Origin of the sequence: Corynebacterium sp. HMSC065D07 (assembly GCF_001810695.1) — a bacterium.
Taxonomy (GTDB): Bacteria; Actinomycetota; Actinomycetes; order Mycobacteriales; family Mycobacteriaceae; genus Corynebacterium; species Corynebacterium hesseae.
Map to the genome: position 1 here is coordinate 596 of NZ_KV802471.1, position 17810 is coordinate 18405.

Below are 17810 nucleotides of genomic sequence, written 5' to 3' on the forward strand. Positions count from 1 at the left end.
GGGCTTTGCGTTGTTTGCCGCTAAAGCGGGTGGGGCCGAAGTACACCTGGTTAAGGCGTGCTAGTTCGGCGGCATCGGAGGCATCCGCTCCGAGCGTGCGGAGCTCGTCGGGTGCGCTGGGTATGTTTTCCACCAGCGCAATCCCCGAGTTGCGAAGGCGGATGTAGGTTTCAATATCCCCCATGAGCACAGAGACTAAAACAGCACCCTGGGCCCCGCAACCGGAACGGGCAAAATTCCTGCTCAGAGGCGGGGTTAACGCCGACTAAGGGCAGGGAAAGGGATTGGTTGGGGGAACGGCAGCTGTGGGGAGGGACGGAACGAGAAAAGCCCCTCAGGTGAGGGGCTTAAAGGCGCAACGCGTGCGCTGCGCTTAGGCTGACTGGACCTTCGTGAAGTGGACCTTGTACCGCGTATCCACATCCATGCCGGGAAACGCAGCGCGGAAGTCACTGTCATTGACCTCAATGGCGTCCTTGATACGCAGTAAGGGTGTATCAGGATCCGCCAACACCTCATACTGCAGCGTCGGCCGCGAGCGGTCGTAGGCCACGAGCCGCGAAACCTTCTCAACGCCTTCTACCGCCGCGAGGGTATCCGCCACCGCACCCGCAATCGCAGACATCTCCGTTTTAATCGCGCCTTCCTCATCGGAGGCATCCGAGGGCACCGCGTTAAACCGATGGTGCCGCAGGTTGCTAATGACGAGCCACAGGCCGGCGAGGCTGCAGATGATCGTCGCCAAGCACAGCGCATACGGCCACCAGGACTGTTCCGGTAGGCCAGCCCACGTATCGTGGTCCACCCAGGACGCCAAATATGTGGCGAAGGGGACCTCGAAGTGTATAAGGATCGGCCACGCGCCCAACGCAATGAGCAGGAGCCCCAAGACAGCGAGAATCGTGCGGTCTATACCCGCGAGCGTCTTAGACATTGGCAACCTCCTCCTCATCATTCTCAATCACCACGGTGATCTCCGGGGGCGGAGTAATCGCCGCAAGCGCCGCCGTTACGGCTTCAGTGACACGGGCCTTGAGCTGAGCGTCGTCAGTATCGCCCGTCGCGGTCACCGTGATCTGAGAGCGGCCTTGTGAAATCTTCGCCCGACTCCGCGCCGCTACAGTTCCCGGCACCCGCCGCGCCGTCGCCGACGCCACGCGGGCAATATCCACCGCGCGCAGCCACATCGACGCGTCCTCAGACCCAATTTGCACGTGCATTGCCTTCCGCGGCGCGCACGCCGCCCACAGCAGAATCAACCCGACGACGATGGCGACGCCCCCGGCGACCAGCATCCAGGTGGCGACAGTCGGCGTGGACATCACGTCGATGAATGGCTGTAGCCACGAGACACCGCCCTCCTTGGCACCCACGACCCAGGCTTCGCGCCCCGCGACGACGGCCGCGGCGAGCAGCAGGATGCCGACGATGATGGTCCACCCGCGCGCCGGCGGGGATGCCTTTGGGCGCTGGCCAAAGCCAACGGGAAGGGAGCTCTCACTCATGATGGACTCCTTCGCGGATAGTGATGGCACGCAGCGGCGTCGGCCGTGGAATGTCGACCCGGCGTGTGAACTCGGCGGAAGGCCGAATCTCAATGGGGCGTAGCTGGAGCGGCTCGGCGTGCGGGGTGCGCAGGGGAGCAGCCTGCGGGACCTGAACCCGCCGCGGCTGGACGGGGCGGGGAGCCTCAACGCGGCGCAGCGCGAATCCCCGCGGAGCCGGTACGGAACGGACGGCCACGGGCGCGGGGGTGGCGACAGCGCGCAGCCGCTGCGGCGGGGCTGTGCGAACGGGGCGCAGCTCGTCGTAGCGGTGCTCGCCAGGGCCGAAACCTTCCGTGCGCACTTCAACGTCCGCCTGCTTGCCGACGCCCCTCACCTTCACCGCCTCCGGCACCGTCACCGCGCGTACCGTCACCGGTGAGGGGACCGCAACCTGGTGAACCTTTGCGTGCGGTGAGACCTCTACCGGCTTCAGGGCACGTTCCGGAACGATCGCGGGAATCTGCGGAGATAGCGGCGCGCGGGTGTCGACCGCCAGTGCGGTCGTGCGCTCGCCCGCGACCGCGCCGGCGACCGTCACGTTGACGCGGGTGGTACGAAAGCCCGTGAAATCGCGGACGGCTTCCCGAATCGCCGTGCGGACGGCCTTCGCCACTGCGGTGACGGGGGAGGGCCAGTACACAGCAATGTCGACGTCGACCGCCACCATCTGCGTATCCGGGTCCATCTGCGCCATCACCCGCGGAAAAGCGCGGCCGGCGAGGCCGGCTAACTTAGCGTCGACAGCCGCGGTTCCCGGCACGCTCGCAATGGCGGAGCTAATGACCTTTTCCATCGCACGCAGGGAAAAGCGGGTCCGCCCGGCGAGGGCGACCCCGGTGGAATCGGTGCTCACTAGCCTCGGCCTCTATCCTGGCCGACCACGCCCTTCCACACCGCGGTGAGGTCAATGCGGCCGTCGAAATGCGCGCCGATGACGCCGCCGACCGCGGCGAGCAGCACCGCCAGCGCGACGTACCACACGCCGAGGTAGATGAAAAAGGCCAGAACCAAGCCGGCAATCACGCCGAGGGAGGTGTAGTTCTTCATGGTTTTCCTTTAGTTCTGTGTGTCGGTTCCTCTACACCGCGTCGTCGAAGACAACGTCCACGCGGCGCGCCGCGGGCCAGGTGTTACGGACGGTGGTGCGGGTGGCGGCACCAAGCTCGGCGAGCGGAACGCCGGCGCTGACATCAACGACGACGTGCAGCTCCAGGTGCGTGTCATCCTGCGGGGTGGGGCGGCGGATGCCGTGTATGCGCTCACCGGGAAACAGGAGCGCGACCTCCCCGAACCGGCCGGGCGAGAGCTTGGCGACGCCCCTCAGATCCGTCACCGCCGCCACTATGGACTGCGCGATGGAGGGGGTCAGCTCGGCAGGGGCCACGTTATGCCTGGCCCTGGGTAACCGCCGGGGCTGACTCGGTGGAATCCTGCTCTTCCTTCGGCAGCTTGACGTCGTGGACGACGACGTCAACGCGGTCCACGCTCAGGCCGGTCATGCGCTCGACCGCATTCATGATGTTGCGGCGGATGGCCTCGGCGAGCTCGTGGATGGCCACGCCGTACTCAGCGATGATGGCGATATCAATGGAAGCGGTGCCGTTATTCACCTCGACGGTGACGCCCTGTCGCACGTCCTCGGAAGCACCAAAGGATTCGCGGATGGAACCCATCATGCGGGCGCCGCCGCCACCGAGGGCAGCGACACCGGAAACCTCGCGGGCGGCGATGCCGGCGATCTTGGACACGACGACGTCATCGATGCGAGTCGTGCCGAAGTCGGTCTCCAGGTTCTTGTTGCGCTCCGGTGCGGGTGCCGGGGTGGCGTCGCCAGCCTGAGTGTTCTGCTCGGCAACGTCCTTGGGGGTGGTGTTCTCAGCCATGCTCAATCCTTTTCGTTGTGTAGTTGGTACCTACGTCACGAGCTTATCGCCGAATGCAGAACGCGGGGCGGCGAGAAGGAAATCTTTGGCCAAAACGTGATGTTACCCACTGTTTCGGCAGGAGTTTGGAAAACGCGAGGTTACGTGCTTAAATACAGGGGTTGCTTTAACACAGCAACGTAGCCGCAGGCGCAAGCTTGTAGGGCGTTGTTGCTGGTAAGGCGAACATGACACCTTTGTTGTGGAGTTCGTTTCAGAGCTGCACGCGAAGGTCATCCGATCGGGCTAGGTCCGCGCTTGAGCAGAGACACCCCCGAGAAGATGGACCGGAGAAGGGGCATGGCAAATAAACAGCGGCAGTATATGAATAAGACTTTGGTTGCGGATCGATAGTGATCTAACGCCCCAGTCTTCTTCCTATTTACTTTGACTACGGGTCTTGTACCCCGTCACGAGCACTGCACTCTGGGCTTTGCCTTAAGTCACTCTCGTGGTCGTCATGACAGTCAGACAACTGGCGTTGAGCCATGGCTTCCAGCCCGGACAACGTTATAGAGAAATCGAGAAGCAATTTCCCACCGCTTCACGCCCCGGATAGGCCGGGTATGTGAAAGTGGGGAAGCGAGGAAGAGGATAAGCGTGGCGGGACAAAAAATCCGCATTCGGCTGAAGGCCTACGACCACGAGGCCATCGACGCTTCTGCTAAGAAGATCGTCGAGACCGTTACCCGTACGGGTGCTCGTGTTGTCGGCCCGGTGCCGCTCCCAACCGAGAAGAACGTATACGCCGTTATTCGTTCTCCGCACAAGTACAAGGACTCTCGCGAGCACTTCGAGATGCGCACTCACAAGCGCCTCATCGACATTCTCGACCCGACCCCGAAGACCGTTGACGCCCTGATGCGCATCGACCTTCCGGCAAGCGTCGACGTGAATATTCAGTAAGCGATCGACACAACGTATTTGGTGGAGAACAAACAATGAGTGAAAACGAGATCAAGGGAATTCTGGGCACCAAGCTCGGCATGACCCAGGTCTTCGACGAGGAGAACCGCGTTGTGCCGGTGACCGTCGTCGAGGCTGGCCCGTGCGTGGTTACCCAGATCCGTACCAAGGAAACCGATGGCTACAACGCCATCCAGATTGCCTTCGGCGAGAAGGACCCGCGCAAGGCCAACAAGCCGGCCGCTGGTCACTTCAAGAAGGCTGGCGTGACCCCGCGCCGCTACGTCGCTGAGATCCGCATGGACGATACCTCCGCATACGAGGTCGGCCAGGAGGTCAAGGTGGACATCTTCGAGGGCGTGACCTTCGTCGACGTCACCGGCACCACCAAGGGTCACGGCTACGCTGGCGCCATGAAGCGCCACGGCTTCGCAGGCCAGGGCGCTGCCCACGGTAACCAGGCTGCTCACCGCCGCGTTGGTGGCATCGGTGGCGCTTCGTTCCCGGGCCGCGTCTTCAAGGGTAAGCGCATGGCTGGCCGCATGGGCCAGGACCGCGTGACCACCCAGAACCTGAAGATTCAGAAGATTGATGCCGAGTCCAACCTGCTGCTCATCAAGGGTGCTATCCCGGGTGCGCGCGGTGGCCTCGTCACCGTTAAGACCGCAGTGAAGGGCGGTGCACACGCATGAGCAACCTCAAGCTAGACGTCCAGACCGCTGACGGTAAGACCAACGGCACCGTTGAGTTGCCGGCCGAGCTCTTTGACACCGAGGCATCCATTGCTCTGATGCACCAGGTTGTCAACGCACAGCTCGCTGCCGCTCGTCAGGGTACCCACAAGACCAAGACCCGCGGCGAGGTCCGCGGTGGTGGTCGCAAGCCGTTCCGCCAGAAGGGCACCGGCCGCGCCCGCCAGGGTTCCATCCGTGCTCCGCACTACACCGGCGGCGGCACCGTGCATGGCCCGGTCCCGCGTGACTACTCCCAGCGCACCCCGAAGCGCATGATCAAGGCTGCTCTCTACGGCGCACTGTCTGACCGTGCACGTAACGAGCGCATCCACGTCATCGAGGAGCTCGTCCCGGGTCAGACCCCGTCCACCAAGCAGGCCAAGGCCTTCATCGAGCGCCTCACCGACCGCAAGAACGTTCTTCTGGTCATCGGCCGCGAGGACATTAATGCTCGCCGCAGCGCCAACAACCTGCCGAACGTCCAGATCTTGGACGCCGGCCAGCTGAACACCTACGACGTCCTCTACTCGGACGACGTTGTGTTCTCCGTTGAGGCTCTGCACACCTTCGTCGAGCGCGCCACCGGCGCCGCCGAGGAAGCTAAGGAGGAGAAGTAATGGCTAAGCTCGCTAACCCGCGCGACGTCATCATCGCACCGGTTGTGTCCGAGAAGTCCTACGGCCTGATGGAGCAGAACGTCTACACGTTCTACGTCTCCACGGACTCCAACAAGACCCAGATTAAAGATGCCGTAGAGCAGATCTTCGGCGTGAAGGTTGCTTCCGTCAACACCGTCAACCGTGCAGGTAAGCGCAAGCGCACCCGTGCCGGCTACGGTCAGCGTAAGTCCACCAAGCGCGCCTACGTGACGCTCCGTGAAGGCAGCGACTCCATCGACGTCTTCGGCGCAGGCGCTTAAGCCCCACCGAAGAGCCGAAAGGAAAAGGAAGAATTATGGCTATTCGTAAGTACAAGCCGACAACTCCGGGTCGCCGCGCATCCTCCGTGTCCGAGTTCGAGGAAATCACTCGCTCGACCCCGGAGAAGTCCCTGCTGCGCCCGCTGAGCAAGACTGGTGGTCGTAACAATTACGGCCGCATCACCACCCGCCACATCGGCGGTGGCCACAAGCGCCGTTACCGTCTCATCGACTTCCGTCGTACCGACAAGGACGGCATCCCTGCAAAGGTCGCTCACATCGAGTACGACCCGAACCGTACCGCTAACATCGCCCTCCTGCACTACGCAGACGGCGAGAAGCGTTACATCATCGCCCCGAAGGGCCTGAAGCAGGGTGCCATCGTTGAGGCTGGTGCGAACGCAGATATCAAGGTTGGCAACAACCTGCCGCTGCGCAACATCCCGACCGGTACCACCATCCACGCTGTGGAGCTCAAGCCGGGCGCTGGCGCTAAGCTGGCTCGCTCCGCTGGTGCTTCCATCCAGCTGCTGGGTAAGGAGGGCAAGTACGCCATCCTGCGTATGCCGTCCTCTGAGATCCGTCGCGTCGACATCCGTTGCCGCGCCACCGTCGGTGAGGTTGGCAACGCTGACCAGATGAACATCCGCTGGGGCAAGGCCGGCCGTATGCGCTGGAAGGGCGTCCGCCCGACCGTCCGCGGTGTCGTTATGAACCCGGTCGACCACCCGCACGGTGGTGGTGAGGGTAAGACCTCGGGTGGTCGCCACCCGGTGTCGCCGTGGGGCCACAAGGAAGGCCGCACCCGCAACCCGAACCGTTACTCGAACAACATGATCGTGCGCCGTCGTCGCCCGAACAAGAAGCGCTAAGAGGAGGTAAACAATGCCACGCAGCCTTAAGAAGGGCCCGTTCGTCGATGAGCACCTCCTCAACAAGGTTGATGCTCAGAACGAGGCCGGCACCAAGCAGGTCATCAAGACCTGGTCTCGCCGCTCCACCATCCTGCCCGATTTCATCGGTCACACCTTCGCCGTCCACGACGGCCGCAAGCATGTGCCGGTGTTCGTCGAGGACTCCATGGTTGGTCACAAGCTCGGTGAGTTCGCACCCACCAAGACCTTTAAGGGTCACGTCAAGGACGACAAGAAGGGACGTCGATAAGCGATGAGTGACACCATCACCTCCGCATCCGCAACGGCTCGCTACGTCCGCGTTACCCCGATGAAGGCACGCCGCGTCATCGACTTGGTCCGCGGTAAGTCCGTAGCCGAGGCACTTGCAATCCTGAAGTACGCTCCGCAGGGCGCCGCTGAGCCGGTCGCCAAGGTCGTTGCATCCGCAGCTGCCAACGCTGAGAATAACTTCGGCCTGGATCCGCGCACCCTGGTCATCTCCGAGGCATACGCCAACGAGGGTCCGACCATGCGTCGTTTCCAGCCGCGCGCACAGGGCCGCGCATTCATGATTCGTAAGCGCACCAGCCACATCACCGTGGTTGTCGAGAGCCAGAAGGAAGGGGCCAAGTAATGGGCCAGAAGATCCATCCTCACGGCCTACGTTTGGGCATCACTTCCGACTGGAAGACCCACTGGTACGCCGATAAGGACTACGCAAACTACGTAGCCGAAGACATCAAGATCCGCGAGTACTTGGAGAAGGGCCTCGACCGCGCCGGCATTGCCGACGTCGTCATCGAGCGCACCCGCGACCGCGTCCGCGTGGACATTCACACCGCCCGCCCGGGCATCGTGATTGGCCGCCGCGGCGCTGAGGCTGACCGCATCCGCCGCGAGCTGGAGAAGCTCACCGGCAAGATGGTTGCCCTCAACATTCTCGAGGTCAAGCAGGTCGACGCCAACGCAACCCTGGTTGCACAGTCCATCGCGGAGCAGCTGGTTAACCGTGTCGCATTCCGTCGTGCAATGCGCAAGGCTATCCAGTCCGCTATGCGCCAGCCGCAGGTCAAGGGCATCAAGATTCTGCTGTCCGGCCGCCTGGGCGGTGCAGAAATGTCTCGCGTTGAGCGCTACCACGAGGGTCGCGTTCCGCTGCACACTCTTCGCGCCGAAATCGACTACGGCACCGCAGAGGCCCACACCACCTTCGGCCGCATCGGCATCAAGGTGTGGATCTACAAGGGTGACGTTGTCGGTGGCGTGCGCGAGTCCGAACTGAACGCTCCGGCGCAGGGCCGTGGCCGCGGTGACCGTAACGGTCGCTCACGCCGTGGTGGCCAGCGTCGTCAGCGCGCACAGCAGAAGCAGGAGGGCTAATCCATGCTGATTCCTAAGCGCGTCAAGTACCGTCGCCAGCACCGCCCGACCCGCTCGGGTGTGTCCAAGGGCGGTAACCGCATCAACTTCGGTGACTACGCCATCCAGGCTCTCGAGCCGGCGTACATCACCAACCGCCAGATTGAGGCCGCACGTATTGCCATCAACCGCCACGTTAAGCGCGGTGGCAAGGTGTGGATCAACATCTTCCCGGACCGCCCCTTGACCCAGAAGCCGCTCGGCGTGCGTATGGGTTCCGGTAAGGGTCCCGTCGAGAAGTGGGTTGCCAACGTTAAGCCGGGCCGCATCCTCTTCGAGATGACCTACCCGAACGACGAAGTTGCCATCGAGGCCCTGCGCCGCGCTGGCCAGAAGCTTCCGTGCAAGGTCCGCATCATCAAGAAGGAGGACCAGTTCTAATGGCTACCGGTACCCCCGCCCACGAGTTCCGTGAGCTCGACAACGCTGAGCTGGAGACCCGCCTGAAGGATGCGAAGGAAGAGCTCTTCAACCTTCGTTTCCAGAAGGCCACTGGCCAGCTGACCAACAACCGCCGCATCGGCACGGTTAAGCGCGACATCGCCCGCATCTACACCGTTCTGCGCGAGCGCGAGCTGGGCCTGTCCGTTGCTCCGGGAGCTGAGGCTTAATCATGAGTGAGGCAAACGTGAACACTAAGAAGGAAAAGGGCGCTCGCAAGACCCGCACCGGCATCGTTGTCTCTGACAAGATGGACAAGACCATCGTTGTCGAGCTCGAGGACCGCAAGCAGCACGCCCTCTACGGCAAGATTATGCGCACTAACAAGAAGGTTAAGGCGCACGACGAGAACGAGACCGCCGGCATCGGCGACCGCGTTCTCATCGCCGAGACTCGCCCGCTGTCCAAGGACAAGCACTTCCGTCTCGTCGAGATCGTCGAGAAGGCTAAGTAGAATCTAGCCCTCCTCGATATCAATGGCCCCCACGGTTTACGTGGGGGCCATTTTCTATGCGCCTTTCGCCCCCGCATCCGGCACGCCAGAGACAACAGCCTGCCAGGGGAGCGGTCTCCAGTTATAGGGATTAAGCTGCGGGAACGTGTTAGGGTAAGGCCGTTCATCTCTTGAAAGGCCAAACTCTCTATGTCCGCGTTCTCTCGCTCTCTGCTTACCCTTGTCTGCGCTTTCTCTGTTGCAGCCCTCGTCGGTTGCGCCGCGGAGGAGCCTGCTCCCGTTGCTGCCGATGCTCCGGCGGTGGAATCCACTGGCGACGTTTCAACTACGCAGGCGGAGCCGGATTCGGACGCGGAGCCACAACCGAGCATCGAAGCGGCCGGACCCAACCCGACGCTGCCAGCCGGCTATACACCTGGCGCCGATGATTCTGGTGCGGCTGAGGGCGCGAAGACGTCCAACGCACAAGATGTAGCTAAAGACGGCGCGGGCACCTCCGCCGCCAGCGGCATTGAGAAGTGCGTGTACCGGAAGGACCGCGTCCGCAGCGAGGGCAATCCTGCCGATGTTCCCTCCACTGTGTCGGGTACCGTACACAAGGCAAAAGCAGGCGACCTTGACGGTGGAGAGCCCGGCATCGTCTTGCCCGAATATGCCTCGGAAGAGGTGTGGGTCCTGGCCTTGGACGCGCCCACCACGTTGAGCGGTACCAAGAGCGGCAGGCCGGGTGAGGTGGAGGTTCGTGCAAACCAGGAATGCATCGGAATAGTCGGCAATGGGGATTTGTGGGACGGCTACGAAGGAATGAAGGCCACCTTGCCGATCGATGCCACGAGCGGATTCTGGCAAAGCGATGTGAGTGTCCCGATGGGCACGCTGCGCATGCCCTACATACCGGCAGATATTCTTTAGCGCACCCGCCGGTGTGTGAGCGCGATAGCGATGCTAAAGACGCTGAGCACCGAGCCCACCGCGAGAAGAAACGTGCCGATACGGTAGGGCGCGGCGCTGGCCAGGTCGACGGTGCGAAAGACCTTGAGCCACACCAGCCAGCCCGCGATGAGCGCAACCGCGCCCAGCGCGGAGATAGCGCGCAGCCCCCGGGTGGGGCGCTGGGCGGGGGAGAAGGCGTGGTAGGAGGCGTCGACAAGCGCGGCGCCTCCCAACAGCACCGACAGCACCACCGCAGCTGGCACCGGCAGAAGCGCGCCCGTGCCGAAGACGACGGGCAAAATGAAGGACACCGTCACCACGAGGAAGAGCAGGCCGTGGAGCCCGGTCGTGCGCAGGGGATAGCTCATAGTAGTTCCTCCACCTCAGAAAGCGTGGGCGGCTGCGCGCCCGTGCGGGAAACAGTAATGGCTGCGGCCGTCGCCGCAAAGTGCAGGATCTCCTGCCACTCCTCGACGCTCAAAGCGCTAATGTCCCGCTCCACCAACTGTCTTAAGAGCGCGGCCATCACCGTGTCGCCCGCGCCGATGGTGTCCGCCACCTCCACCGTAACCGGCGGGACCTGCAGCGACACCGAGTCCGTGCGCACGCTCAGACCTTCGGCGCCACGCGTGGTCACGACCACGGGCACCTGCGAAAGCGCGTCCTCACCGAGGAATTCAACTTCCTCCTCGCTCAGCTTCAACAGCGTGACGTGCGGCAGCAAGGACAACAAAAACTCGCGGTGCGCCGGGGTGGCAAAGAAGGGGCGGATGTTCGGATCCAGCGCCACCTTTGTGCCCTGCGCCGCAAGCGCCTGAAGTAGCGCGGCATAGCGGGATGCGCCCGGCTCCAGGGCGAGGGAGACGGTGCCGAAGCAGGCCCAGGGGACGTCAGCAAGCACTGGCTCCACCAGCCGGTCCGCCGTGCCCTCCGTATAGAAGGAGTAGGTGGCCGAGCCGTCCTCCCCGATGTTGCAGACTGCCAGCGTGGTGGGCTCGTCACCGCGCTGCACGAGCGAGGTATCCACTCCTTCTCTATGTAGGCGCTCCATGAGCGCCTGCCCGAATGCATCCCGCGAAAGCCGCGATTGAAAACCCACGCTTGCGCCCAAACGCCCCGCCGCGACCGACACATTGAAGGGGCCGCCGCCCAACGCCGGGGTGAGATCTGCCAGCCCCCCCGCGTCCGCGCGGAACGAGGTCAACGAGGCCTTCGCCACACACCATAATGTCCATAGAGCCCATACTATCGGGAGCATGAACTACCGTCCGCACTTCCATCTCTCCCCGCCGTCTGGTCGCCTTAACGATCCAAACGGGGTCTTCCTTGATGGCGATAACCTGCACGTTTACTATCAGCACGACCCCTGCTTCCCACACGCGCCGAAGCAGACGGGCTGGGGGCACGCCGTGACTTGCTTAAGCGAACCACAGCCCTGGCGGCACTTCCCGGACGCGCTCTATCCCATCCGTGAGCACGACGCCCACGGTTGCTATTCCGGTGGCGCGGTGGTCGACGGCGAGGATGTCTGGCTGTTTTATACCGGCAACCTCAAGCGCGATGGCGTGCGGATTCCCTCGCAGAACCGTGTCCGCGCGGTTGATGCCGGCGGTCCAGAAGGCGGCTTCTATGAGCACGACGCCGCGAACCCGCTCATCGACGGGCCCGCCGCAGGTTTCACCGGGCATTACCGCGATCCCCAGATCACCCGCGACAAGGACGGCTGGCGCATGGTGCTCGGCGCCCAGGCGGAGGATGAAACCGGGCACGTGGTGCTCTATCGCTCCACGGACTTGGCGCAGTGGTCTTTTAAGGGTGCGCTCACCTTTGACACCTCAGGCGCTGAGCCGGGCCTGAGCCCCGACCTGGTGCCGGGCGGCTACATGTGGGAATGCCCGAATTTGCTCACGCTGCGGGACCGTGCCACGGGGGAGGACAAGGACGTCCTGGTCATCTGCCCACAAGGTTTAGATCCCGTGCGCGGTAACGCCACGCACTACGCCTCCTCCGACCAGTGCGGCTACCTCGTGGGCCGGCTTGAGAGCACGGTTTTCCACGTGGAGCGCGGTTTCAGCGAGGTGGACTATGGCCACCAGTTCTATGCGCCGCAGCTGGTGGAGAAGGATGGCGAGGCCATCATGCTGGGGTGGATGGGGCTGCCCGCGCAGGATGACACCCCGACTGTCGCCCAGGGCTGGGTGCATACGCTGACGCTTCCGCGGCGCGTCTGGCTGGAGGATGGCTGGTTGCGCCAGGCACCGCTGTGGTCGCTAGGGTCTGCGCCGACGGGGCCGGCGCGAGAGGGGTTCGGTTCGGTGGCCACGCTGCAGGCTGGGGAGGGCACTTATGCGCTTGTCGACGCCTCCGATGCCACCGCCTTCCTCGTAGCTTACGGCGGGGGAGAGCTGCGGCTCACGTCTGGCGAAGATGAACGCGTCGTGCCGTGTCCAGCAGGAACACTGGAGCTTGTCGCTGATGGCTGCGCGGTGGAGGTCTTTGCAGGTGATGGGCGGATTGCGGGGGCGTCGGCAGTCTTTGGTGCCGGTGACGCTCGCTGGCGCGGCTGGGAAGCCCGGTAGGGTGTGAATTTTCCTATATTTGGGCCCGAATGATTGGTTTTATGTTGGGTAACGTGTCTAATGGGAGGTGAAGCTATTTAATTCATCTCACTCTCCGAGGAGGCACGCCGGTATGGATCACAAACAGGTCGCGGCGCGAACACTCAAAGCAATCGGCGGCGAAGACAACATTGTGGCGCTCGCGCACTGCGCCACCCGCCTGCGCATGGTGCTGAAAGACAGCAAAAAAGTCGATACGGCCGCACTGGAAAACGATCCGGACCTCAAGGGCATCTTTGAGGCCGGGGGCATGTTCCAGGTCATCGTCGGCCCGGGCGATGTCAACATCGTCTTCGACCAGATCAACGCGATGACCTCGAAGGATATCGCGGTTTCTACTGACAAGCTCAAGGACATCGCCGCCGACTCCGGCAATTGGTTCTCCCGGGCGGTGAAGGTCCTCGCGGATATCTTCGTGCCGCTCATCCCGATTCTGGTTGGCGGCGGTCTGCTCATGGCGCTCAACAATGTGCTGACCGCCAACGGGCTGTTCGGCGAGCAATCCGTCATCGAGATGTTCCCAGCCATGGCGGATGTCGCCGGGCTCATCAACCTCCTGGCTTCCGCGCCGTTCGCCTTCCTGCCCATCCTGGTGGGCTTCACCGCCACCAAGCGCTTCGGCGGCAACGAGTTCCTCGGCGCGGGCATGGCCATGGCCATGGTGATGCCGGACCTGGTGAACGGGTATCAGGTGGCCGCGACCATCGAGGCGGGGGAGATGTCCTACTGGAATATCTTCGGCCTCGATGTGGCCCAGGCGGGTTACCAGGGTTCCATCCTGCCGATCTTGGTCATCGCGTGGATTCTGGCCACGATTGAGAAATTCCTGCACAAGCACCTCAAGGGCACCGTGGATTTCATGCTCACCCCGTTGCTCACGTTGCTGGTGACGGGCTTTATCACCTTCATCGCGGTTGGTCCTATTCTGCGCACGGCGGGCGACATGCTTGGCGCTGGGCTCAACGACCTTTACACCTTCGCCGGCCCAGTGGGCGGCTTCATCTTCGGTTTGTTCTACTCACCGATCGTCATTACCGGCCTGCACCAGTCCTTCCCGCCGATTGAGACGATGCTGTGGAACGAGGGCGGTTCCTTCATCTTCGCGGTGGCCTCCATGGCCAACATTGCCCAGGGTGGTGTGGCCTTGGCGGTCTACTTCCTGACCAAGTCGGAGAAGCTCAAGGGCCTGTCGGGCGCCTCGGGTGTTTCCGCGCTCTTCGGCATTACCGAGCCCGCTATCTTCGGTGTGAACCTCCGCCTGCGCTGGCCGTTCTACATCGGCATGGGCGCGTCCGCAGTGGCCTCGACGCTCATCGCGCTTCTCGACGTCAAAGCTACCGCCCTCGGCGCCGCCGGCTTCATCGGATTCGTCTCAATGCGCCCGGAGGATTACACGCAGTTCTTCATCTGCGCCTTCGTCTCCCTCATCCTCTCCTTCGGCGTGGCCTTTGTATATGGCCGCTACCTCATCTCCAAGAACGGCTCCATCGATCCCGATGAGGTCGGTACCGCCAACGCCGACGTAGGCGGTGCGGTTCCTGCCGCCACCGCTGATCCGAATGCCTACCGCGTGGCCTCCCCGCTGGCCGGAAAGGCCATCGCGTTGGAATCGGTCTCCGACCCGATGTTTGCCGCCGGCAAGCTGGGCGCGGGCGCGGCCATCGAGCCGAGCGAGGGGCGCCTCGTCTCCCCGATTGATGGCAAGATCACCGTCACCTTCCCCTCCAAGCACGCCTATGCCGTGCGCGGAAAGGATGCCGACGGCAACAACGTGGACATCCTCATGCACGTCGGTTTCGACACCGTGAACCTGAAGGGTGAGCACTTTACCTCGCACGTCTCCAAGGGCGACGAGGTCAAGGCCGGCGACCTCCTCTGCGAGTTCGATATCGCCGCCATCAAGGCGGCGGATTACCCGGTGACAACACCTGTGGTGGTATCCAACTCGAAGAAGACGGGCCCGGTCCTCCCGGCCTATACCACCGGTGCGGAAATCACCTTCGGCGATGCGCTGCTCACCGTCGACCCCAAGCCGGAACCCGCTGCTGCAGCCACCGCCGCTTCAGCGGAGAAGGCCTAGAGCTTCCGTCCGCCGATTCCATAAGTGCAGACCTGGAAGTACAGCACGGTCGTCGCCAAGCACTGCGCGTGCGCTTGACGACGTCCACCAGCGCCTCTGCACTTCCGGGTCTGCACATTTGGGTTTGGGAGGATGGGAAGTTCTGTGGGGGCGGGGAAACAGTGGGGTGCGCGATTTGGGGAAACAGTGGGGGACATGCTTGAATGTATGGGTTGCATATGGTCGGTCGGTGCAGCGCGATGCGTTTCCGAATCGCCACACCGAGACCCTTCGACCGCTGTGAACAGCGAGTTCGTCGCACAGCCTATGCCACGCAAGCAAGTAGACCAGGTGTGTCAAGGACGGAAATCTTGACGCACGTTAATCCAGGTCAGGAGACCCATAGTGATTCAGCAAGAATCGCGTCTGCGCGTCGCCGACAACTCCGGTGCACGAGAGCTCCTCGTCATCCGCGTTCTCGGCGGCTCCGTTCGACGTTTCGCTGGCATTGGTGACGTTGTCGTTGCCACTGTCAAGGAAGCCACCCCGGGTGGCAACGTGAAGGAAGGCGATGTCGTCAAGGCCGTCATCGTCCGTGCCAAGAAGGAGACCCGTCGCCCGGACGGCTCCTACATCGCATTCGATGAAAACGCCGCAGTTATTCTCAAGGGCGACAATGAGCCGCGCGGTACCCGCATCTTCGGCCCGGTTGCTCGCGAACTTCGTGATAAGCGCTTCATGAAGATCGTTTCTCTCGCACCGGAGGTGATCTAATCTTATGAAGATTCATAAGGGCGATATGGTGATCGTCATTTCGGGCCCGGACAAGGGCGCGAAGGGCAAGGTCATCGAGGCATACCCGAAGCGCGACAAGGTCCTCGTTGAGGGCGTCAACCGCGTCAAGAAGCACGTTGCTAACTCCGCTACCGAGCGTGGCGCCGAGTCCGGCGGAATCGTTACCCAGGAAGCTCCGATCCACGTGTCCAACGTTGCGATCGTTGACTCCGAGGGCAACCCGACCCGCGTGGGCTACCGTTTCGACGAAAACGGCAAGAAGGTCCGCATCGCACGTAGCAACGGGAAGGACATCTAACATGAGCGAGAACTACACTCCGCGTCTGAAGACCCGCTACCGCGAGGAAATCAAGAAGACTCTGAACGACGAGTTCAAGTACGACAACGTGATGCAGATTCCGGGCGTCACCAAGGTCGTTGTCAACATGGGCGTGGGCGACGCTGCCCGCGACTCCAAGATGATCAACGGCGCTCTCGAGGACCTTACCGCTATCACCGGCCAGAAGCCGCAGGTGCGTCGCGCTAAGAAGTCCATCGCTAACTTCAAGCTCCGTGAGGGCATGCCCATCGGCGCACGCGTTACCCTGCGCGGCGACCGCATGTGGGAGTTCCTGGACCGCCTGCTGACCATCGCGCTGCCGCGTATTCGTGACTTCCGCGGTCTCTCCGACCAGCAGTTCGACGGCCACGGCAACTACACCTTCGGTCTCACCGAGCAGACCATGTTCTACGAGATCGACATCGACAAGGTGGACCGCCCGCGCGGTATGGACATCACCGTCGTGACCACCGCTACCAACGACGAGGAGGGCCGCAAGCTCCTGCGCGAGCTCGGCTTCCCGTTCAAGTAAAGTAGCGCTTGAATCATTCCCCCGGCACTCCGTGAAGGAGCTCCGGGGGAATTTTTGTGTCTGCGCCACTGGTGAGTTTCGTCACCCTGAGCGCGGGGGAGTACACTACGAGCGTCTGAGAAGTCTGCGTCCCCCAGTGAGGTAAGAAATGTCCCTGAATGATGCTTCGGCAGCCGCGGTAAAGAAAAAGGTTGCGTTGCTCGACGAGTCCTTTGGCCGGTTTGCCGTGCGCTCCACCCTGGCGGGTGTGTACCTCGCCATCGGTACGGCGTTTGCTGCGGTGATGGGGATGGGCGTCGAGAAGCATGTGGAAGGCATGGGCTCGCTGGTGTTTGCCTGCCTGTTCGGCTTGGGCCTGTTTGCCATCGTCCTTCTCGGCGCGGAGCTGGCCACCGGCAACATGATGTACATGGTCTATGGCGCCGTAACTAAACAGGTGGGCTGGGGCAAGGGCCTGTGGCTGCTGGTGGTCACGACGCTGTTTAACCTAGTCGGTGCCGCCCTCTTTGCCGCAGCCATGGGAATGTCGGCCAAGCTGGGCGGAATCGACCCCAACCATCTCATTGCCAACCTCTCGATGGGCAAGCTGACCAAGGGCCCAGGCGGACTGCTGGTGGAGGCCATGCTGGCCAACTTCGTGGTCAACATGGCTATCGTCGGCGCGGTCTTTGCTAAGGACGTGGTGTCCAAGTTCTTCGTCATCGTGCCGATCATCACCTGCTTCGTGGGCCTAGGCCTGGAGCACGTTATTGCCAACTTCTGCCTGATGACCCTGACCTTCTTCTGCGCCAGCCCGCTGCCGGAAGGCTTTACCCTCGGCGCGGTGTTGGCCAACTGGTCCATCGTGTGGGTGGGAAACCTCATCGGCGGCGGCTTCCTTATTGGCGGCGTGTACGCCTGGCTTAACTCTGGCCCGGAGGCGTACCGCGACTAGTCTTCTCACCGCCTCGGGCGAATCGGCCGTGGAGTAGCTTTCGGAACTGTTGGGGCTCTAAGAACCACGCAGTTCGTGGTCCGTGCAATGGTCCGGTTGGCCGATGGTTCGTCCAGTCATTCTTCCGTACTTCTTCAAGAATCCCTCCGCGGACAAAGACATCGGTTAAGGCGCCGAGTCTCGTGGCTACGAAGACTGACAGTGCCGCTATTCGTGGTGTGGAAAAGCGGGCAAGATCTCTCCCTTCTTAAGAGCAACGCTGAGTCCATCTAGCGCAGATTAACGACAAGTAAACAGCCAAGATGGCCTAAAGATGAATCTTTTCTGTTGCGCCCAAAATATCCATTACGCCAGGTCAGCCAGAAAATTCGGGCGCTACACT

25 protein-coding genes and 2 pseudogenes are annotated in these 17810 nt (G+C 62.5%); 18 read left to right on the plus strand and 9 right to left on the minus strand.

The features are described 5' to 3' along the window. From HMPREF2760_RS09010 to HMPREF2760_RS09040, 7 genes and pseudogenes are all read right to left on the minus strand, one after another. Positions 1–184 (minus strand): annotated as a pseudogene (locus tag HMPREF2760_RS09010) (HNH endonuclease); the annotation flags it as partial. 189 nt (positions 185–373) lie between these two features. Continuing rightward, positions 374–934, minus strand: a complete 561-nt coding sequence (locus HMPREF2760_RS09015; protein ID WP_070521772.1) for a hypothetical protein — start codon at positions 932–934, stop codon at positions 374–376. Further along, positions 927–1505 carry a DUF6286 domain-containing protein gene (locus tag HMPREF2760_RS09020; RefSeq protein ID WP_070530818.1) on the minus strand — a complete coding sequence of 193 codons (579 nt, stop codon included), beginning with the start codon at positions 1503–1505 and terminating at the stop codon, positions 927–929. Before HMPREF2760_RS09020 ends, HMPREF2760_RS09015 begins: the two co-directional genes overlap by 8 nt. Next, positions 1498–2400, minus strand: a complete 903-nt coding sequence (locus HMPREF2760_RS09025; protein WP_070597118.1) for an Asp23/Gls24 family envelope stress response protein — start codon at positions 2398–2400, stop codon at positions 1498–1500. Before HMPREF2760_RS09025 ends, HMPREF2760_RS09020 begins: the two co-directional genes overlap by 8 nt. Beyond that, entirely contained in the window at positions 2400–2594 is a 195-nt protein-coding gene (locus tag HMPREF2760_RS09030; protein ID WP_010189668.1) for a hypothetical protein, read from the minus strand. The genes HMPREF2760_RS09025 and HMPREF2760_RS09030 overlap by 1 nt, the downstream gene beginning before the upstream one ends. 31 nt (positions 2595–2625) lie before the next feature. Further along, complete coding sequence (locus tag HMPREF2760_RS09035) at positions 2626–2880, minus strand: hypothetical protein (protein WP_246816518.1); 255 nt, start codon at positions 2878–2880, stop codon at positions 2626–2628. A gap of 52 nt (positions 2881–2932) precedes the next feature. Further along, the gene (locus HMPREF2760_RS09040) at positions 2933–3430 is read right to left on the minus strand and encodes an Asp23/Gls24 family envelope stress response protein (RefSeq protein WP_070521759.1); all 498 of its coding nucleotides are present in this window, start codon (positions 3428–3430) and stop codon (positions 2933–2935) included. A 639-nt stretch (positions 3431–4069) separates the two neighbouring features. Between HMPREF2760_RS09040 and rpsJ the strand changes: the two genes are divergently transcribed. The 12 genes from rpsJ (at position 4070) to HMPREF2760_RS09100 (ending at position 10150) form a co-directional block, all read left to right on the plus strand. Further along, on the plus strand, positions 4070–4375 hold the full coding sequence (rpsJ, locus tag HMPREF2760_RS09045; RefSeq protein WP_003848085.1) for a 30S ribosomal protein S10: 306 nt from the start codon (positions 4070–4072) through the stop codon (positions 4373–4375). A gap of 35 nt (positions 4376–4410) precedes the next feature. After that, positions 4411–5067, plus strand: a complete 657-nt coding sequence (gene rplC / locus HMPREF2760_RS09050; RefSeq protein ID WP_070521756.1) for a 50S ribosomal protein L3 — start codon at positions 4411–4413, stop codon at positions 5065–5067. Next, a complete protein-coding gene (gene rplD / locus HMPREF2760_RS09055) occupies positions 5064–5726 on the plus strand; it encodes a 50S ribosomal protein L4 (protein WP_010189650.1) in 663 nt (220 codons plus the stop codon). Before rplC ends, rplD begins: the two co-directional genes overlap by 4 nt. Further along, the gene (gene rplW, locus HMPREF2760_RS09060) at positions 5726–6028 is read left to right on the plus strand and encodes a 50S ribosomal protein L23 (protein WP_070597119.1); all 303 of its coding nucleotides are present in this window, start codon (positions 5726–5728) and stop codon (positions 6026–6028) included. Before rplD ends, rplW begins: the two co-directional genes overlap by 1 nt. 35 nt (positions 6029–6063) lie before the next feature. After that, the gene (rplB, locus tag HMPREF2760_RS09065; protein WP_070563577.1) at positions 6064–6900 is read left to right on the plus strand and encodes a 50S ribosomal protein L2; all 837 of its coding nucleotides are present in this window, start codon (positions 6064–6066) and stop codon (positions 6898–6900) included. A gap of 13 nt (positions 6901–6913) precedes the next feature. Continuing rightward, a complete protein-coding gene (rpsS, locus tag HMPREF2760_RS09070; RefSeq protein WP_010189646.1) occupies positions 6914–7192 on the plus strand; it encodes a 30S ribosomal protein S19 in 279 nt (92 codons plus the stop codon). Between the two features lie 3 nt (positions 7193–7195). Continuing rightward, on the plus strand, positions 7196–7558 hold the full coding sequence (gene rplV, locus HMPREF2760_RS09075) for a 50S ribosomal protein L22 (protein ID WP_010189645.1): 363 nt from the start codon (positions 7196–7198) through the stop codon (positions 7556–7558). Continuing rightward, positions 7558–8304, plus strand: coding sequence for a 30S ribosomal protein S3 (rpsC, locus tag HMPREF2760_RS09080; RefSeq protein WP_070446580.1), 747 nt, complete (start codon positions 7558–7560; stop codon positions 8302–8304). Before rplV ends, rpsC begins: the two co-directional genes overlap by 1 nt. Positions 8305–8307: 3 nt before the next feature. Further along, the gene (rplP, locus tag HMPREF2760_RS09085) at positions 8308–8724 is read left to right on the plus strand and encodes a 50S ribosomal protein L16 (protein WP_070521748.1); all 417 of its coding nucleotides are present in this window, start codon (positions 8308–8310) and stop codon (positions 8722–8724) included. Next, positions 8724–8954: a 50S ribosomal protein L29 gene (rpmC, locus tag HMPREF2760_RS09090; protein WP_005276944.1), complete on the plus strand. Its 231-nt coding sequence runs from the start codon at positions 8724–8726 to the stop codon at positions 8952–8954. Before rplP ends, rpmC begins: the two co-directional genes overlap by 1 nt. A gap of 2 nt (positions 8955–8956) precedes the next feature. After that, positions 8957–9238, plus strand: coding sequence for a 30S ribosomal protein S17 (gene rpsQ / locus HMPREF2760_RS09095; RefSeq protein WP_070521746.1), 282 nt, complete (start codon positions 8957–8959; stop codon positions 9236–9238). A gap of 189 nt (positions 9239–9427) precedes the next feature. Beyond that, positions 9428–10150 (plus strand): hypothetical protein, encoded by a 723-nt coding sequence (locus tag HMPREF2760_RS09100; RefSeq protein ID WP_070597120.1) that lies wholly within the window; start codon positions 9428–9430, stop codon positions 10148–10150. On the opposite strand, the gene HMPREF2760_RS09105 is transcribed toward HMPREF2760_RS09100, so the two are convergent. Next, positions 10147–10539, minus strand: coding sequence for a hypothetical protein (locus tag HMPREF2760_RS09105; RefSeq protein WP_070597121.1), 393 nt, complete (start codon positions 10537–10539; stop codon positions 10147–10149). The two genes, HMPREF2760_RS09100 and HMPREF2760_RS09105, sit on opposite strands and share 4 nt — an antisense overlap. Further along, a pseudogene (locus HMPREF2760_RS09110) lies at positions 10536–11406 on the minus strand (carbohydrate kinase). The gene HMPREF2760_RS09105 and the pseudogene HMPREF2760_RS09110 overlap by 4 nt, the downstream one beginning before the upstream one ends. Positions 11407–11427: 21 nt before the next feature. On the opposite strand from HMPREF2760_RS09110, the gene HMPREF2760_RS09115 reads away from it, so the two are divergent. From HMPREF2760_RS09115 to HMPREF2760_RS09140, 6 genes are all read left to right on the plus strand, one after another. Then, on the plus strand, positions 11428–12750 hold the full coding sequence (locus HMPREF2760_RS09115; protein ID WP_070597122.1) for a glycoside hydrolase family 32 protein: 1323 nt from the start codon (positions 11428–11430) through the stop codon (positions 12748–12750). 112 nt (positions 12751–12862) lie between these two features. Next, positions 12863–14869 carry a sucrose-specific PTS transporter subunit IIBC gene (locus HMPREF2760_RS09120; RefSeq protein WP_070597123.1) on the plus strand — a complete coding sequence of 669 codons (2007 nt, stop codon included), beginning with the start codon at positions 12863–12865 and terminating at the stop codon, positions 14867–14869. A gap of 384 nt (positions 14870–15253) precedes the next feature. Next, positions 15254–15622 (plus strand): 50S ribosomal protein L14, encoded by a 369-nt coding sequence (gene rplN, locus HMPREF2760_RS09125; protein WP_070521731.1) that lies wholly within the window; start codon positions 15254–15256, stop codon positions 15620–15622. A gap of 4 nt (positions 15623–15626) precedes the next feature. Then, positions 15627–15941: a 50S ribosomal protein L24 gene (gene rplX, locus HMPREF2760_RS09130; RefSeq protein WP_005527724.1), complete on the plus strand. Its 315-nt coding sequence runs from the start codon at positions 15627–15629 to the stop codon at positions 15939–15941. Between the two features lies 1 nt (position 15942). Then, positions 15943–16494 (plus strand): 50S ribosomal protein L5, encoded by a 552-nt coding sequence (rplE, locus tag HMPREF2760_RS09135; RefSeq protein ID WP_070521728.1) that lies wholly within the window; start codon positions 15943–15945, stop codon positions 16492–16494. A gap of 148 nt (positions 16495–16642) precedes the next feature. Beyond that, a complete protein-coding gene (locus tag HMPREF2760_RS09140; protein WP_070521725.1) occupies positions 16643–17428 on the plus strand; it encodes a formate/nitrite transporter family protein in 786 nt (261 codons plus the stop codon). Positions 17429–17810 lie beyond the last annotated feature (382 nt).

Bases quoted from the DNA above. Each gene is read 5' to 3' on its own strand.
- HMPREF2760_RS09015 (WP_070521772.1), bottom strand. From the start codon at position 934: ATGTCTAAGACGCTCGCGGGTATAGACCGCACGATTCTCGCTGTCTTG.
- HMPREF2760_RS09020 (WP_070530818.1), bottom strand. From the start codon at position 1,505: ATGAGTGAGAGCTCCCTTCCCGTTGGCTTTGGCCAGCGCCCAAAGGCA.
- HMPREF2760_RS09030 (WP_010189668.1), bottom strand. From the start codon at position 2,594: ATGAAGAACTACACCTCCCTCGGCGTGATTGCCGGCTTGGTTCTGGCC.
- HMPREF2760_RS09040 (WP_070521759.1), bottom strand. From the start codon at position 3,430: ATGGCTGAGAACACCACCCCCAAGGACGTTGCCGAGCAGAACACTCAG.
- rplC (WP_070521756.1), top strand. From the start codon at position 4,411: ATGAGTGAAAACGAGATCAAGGGAATTCTGGGCACCAAGCTCGGCATG.
- rplD (WP_010189650.1), top strand. From the start codon at position 5,064: ATGAGCAACCTCAAGCTAGACGTCCAGACCGCTGACGGTAAGACCAAC.
- rplW (WP_070597119.1), top strand. From the start codon at position 5,726: ATGGCTAAGCTCGCTAACCCGCGCGACGTCATCATCGCACCGGTTGTG.
- rplB (WP_070563577.1), top strand. From the start codon at position 6,064: ATGGCTATTCGTAAGTACAAGCCGACAACTCCGGGTCGCCGCGCATCC.
- rpsS (WP_010189646.1), top strand. From the start codon at position 6,914: ATGCCACGCAGCCTTAAGAAGGGCCCGTTCGTCGATGAGCACCTCCTC.
- rplV (WP_010189645.1), top strand. From the start codon at position 7,196: ATGAGTGACACCATCACCTCCGCATCCGCAACGGCTCGCTACGTCCGC.
- rpsC (WP_070446580.1), top strand. From the start codon at position 7,558: ATGGGCCAGAAGATCCATCCTCACGGCCTACGTTTGGGCATCACTTCC.
- rplP (WP_070521748.1), top strand. From the start codon at position 8,308: ATGCTGATTCCTAAGCGCGTCAAGTACCGTCGCCAGCACCGCCCGACC.
- rpmC (WP_005276944.1), top strand. From the start codon at position 8,724: ATGGCTACCGGTACCCCCGCCCACGAGTTCCGTGAGCTCGACAACGCT.
- rpsQ (WP_070521746.1), top strand. From the start codon at position 8,957: ATGAGTGAGGCAAACGTGAACACTAAGAAGGAAAAGGGCGCTCGCAAG.
- HMPREF2760_RS09100 (WP_070597120.1), top strand. From the start codon at position 9,428: ATGTCCGCGTTCTCTCGCTCTCTGCTTACCCTTGTCTGCGCTTTCTCT.
- HMPREF2760_RS09105 (WP_070597121.1), bottom strand. From the start codon at position 10,539: ATGAGCTATCCCCTGCGCACGACCGGGCTCCACGGCCTGCTCTTCCTC.
- HMPREF2760_RS09115 (WP_070597122.1), top strand. From the start codon at position 11,428: ATGAACTACCGTCCGCACTTCCATCTCTCCCCGCCGTCTGGTCGCCTT.
- HMPREF2760_RS09120 (WP_070597123.1), top strand. From the start codon at position 12,863: ATGGATCACAAACAGGTCGCGGCGCGAACACTCAAAGCAATCGGCGGC.
- rplX (WP_005527724.1), top strand. From the start codon at position 15,627: ATGAAGATTCATAAGGGCGATATGGTGATCGTCATTTCGGGCCCGGAC.
- rplE (WP_070521728.1), top strand. From the start codon at position 15,943: ATGAGCGAGAACTACACTCCGCGTCTGAAGACCCGCTACCGCGAGGAA.
- HMPREF2760_RS09140 (WP_070521725.1), top strand. From the start codon at position 16,643: ATGTCCCTGAATGATGCTTCGGCAGCCGCGGTAAAGAAAAAGGTTGCG.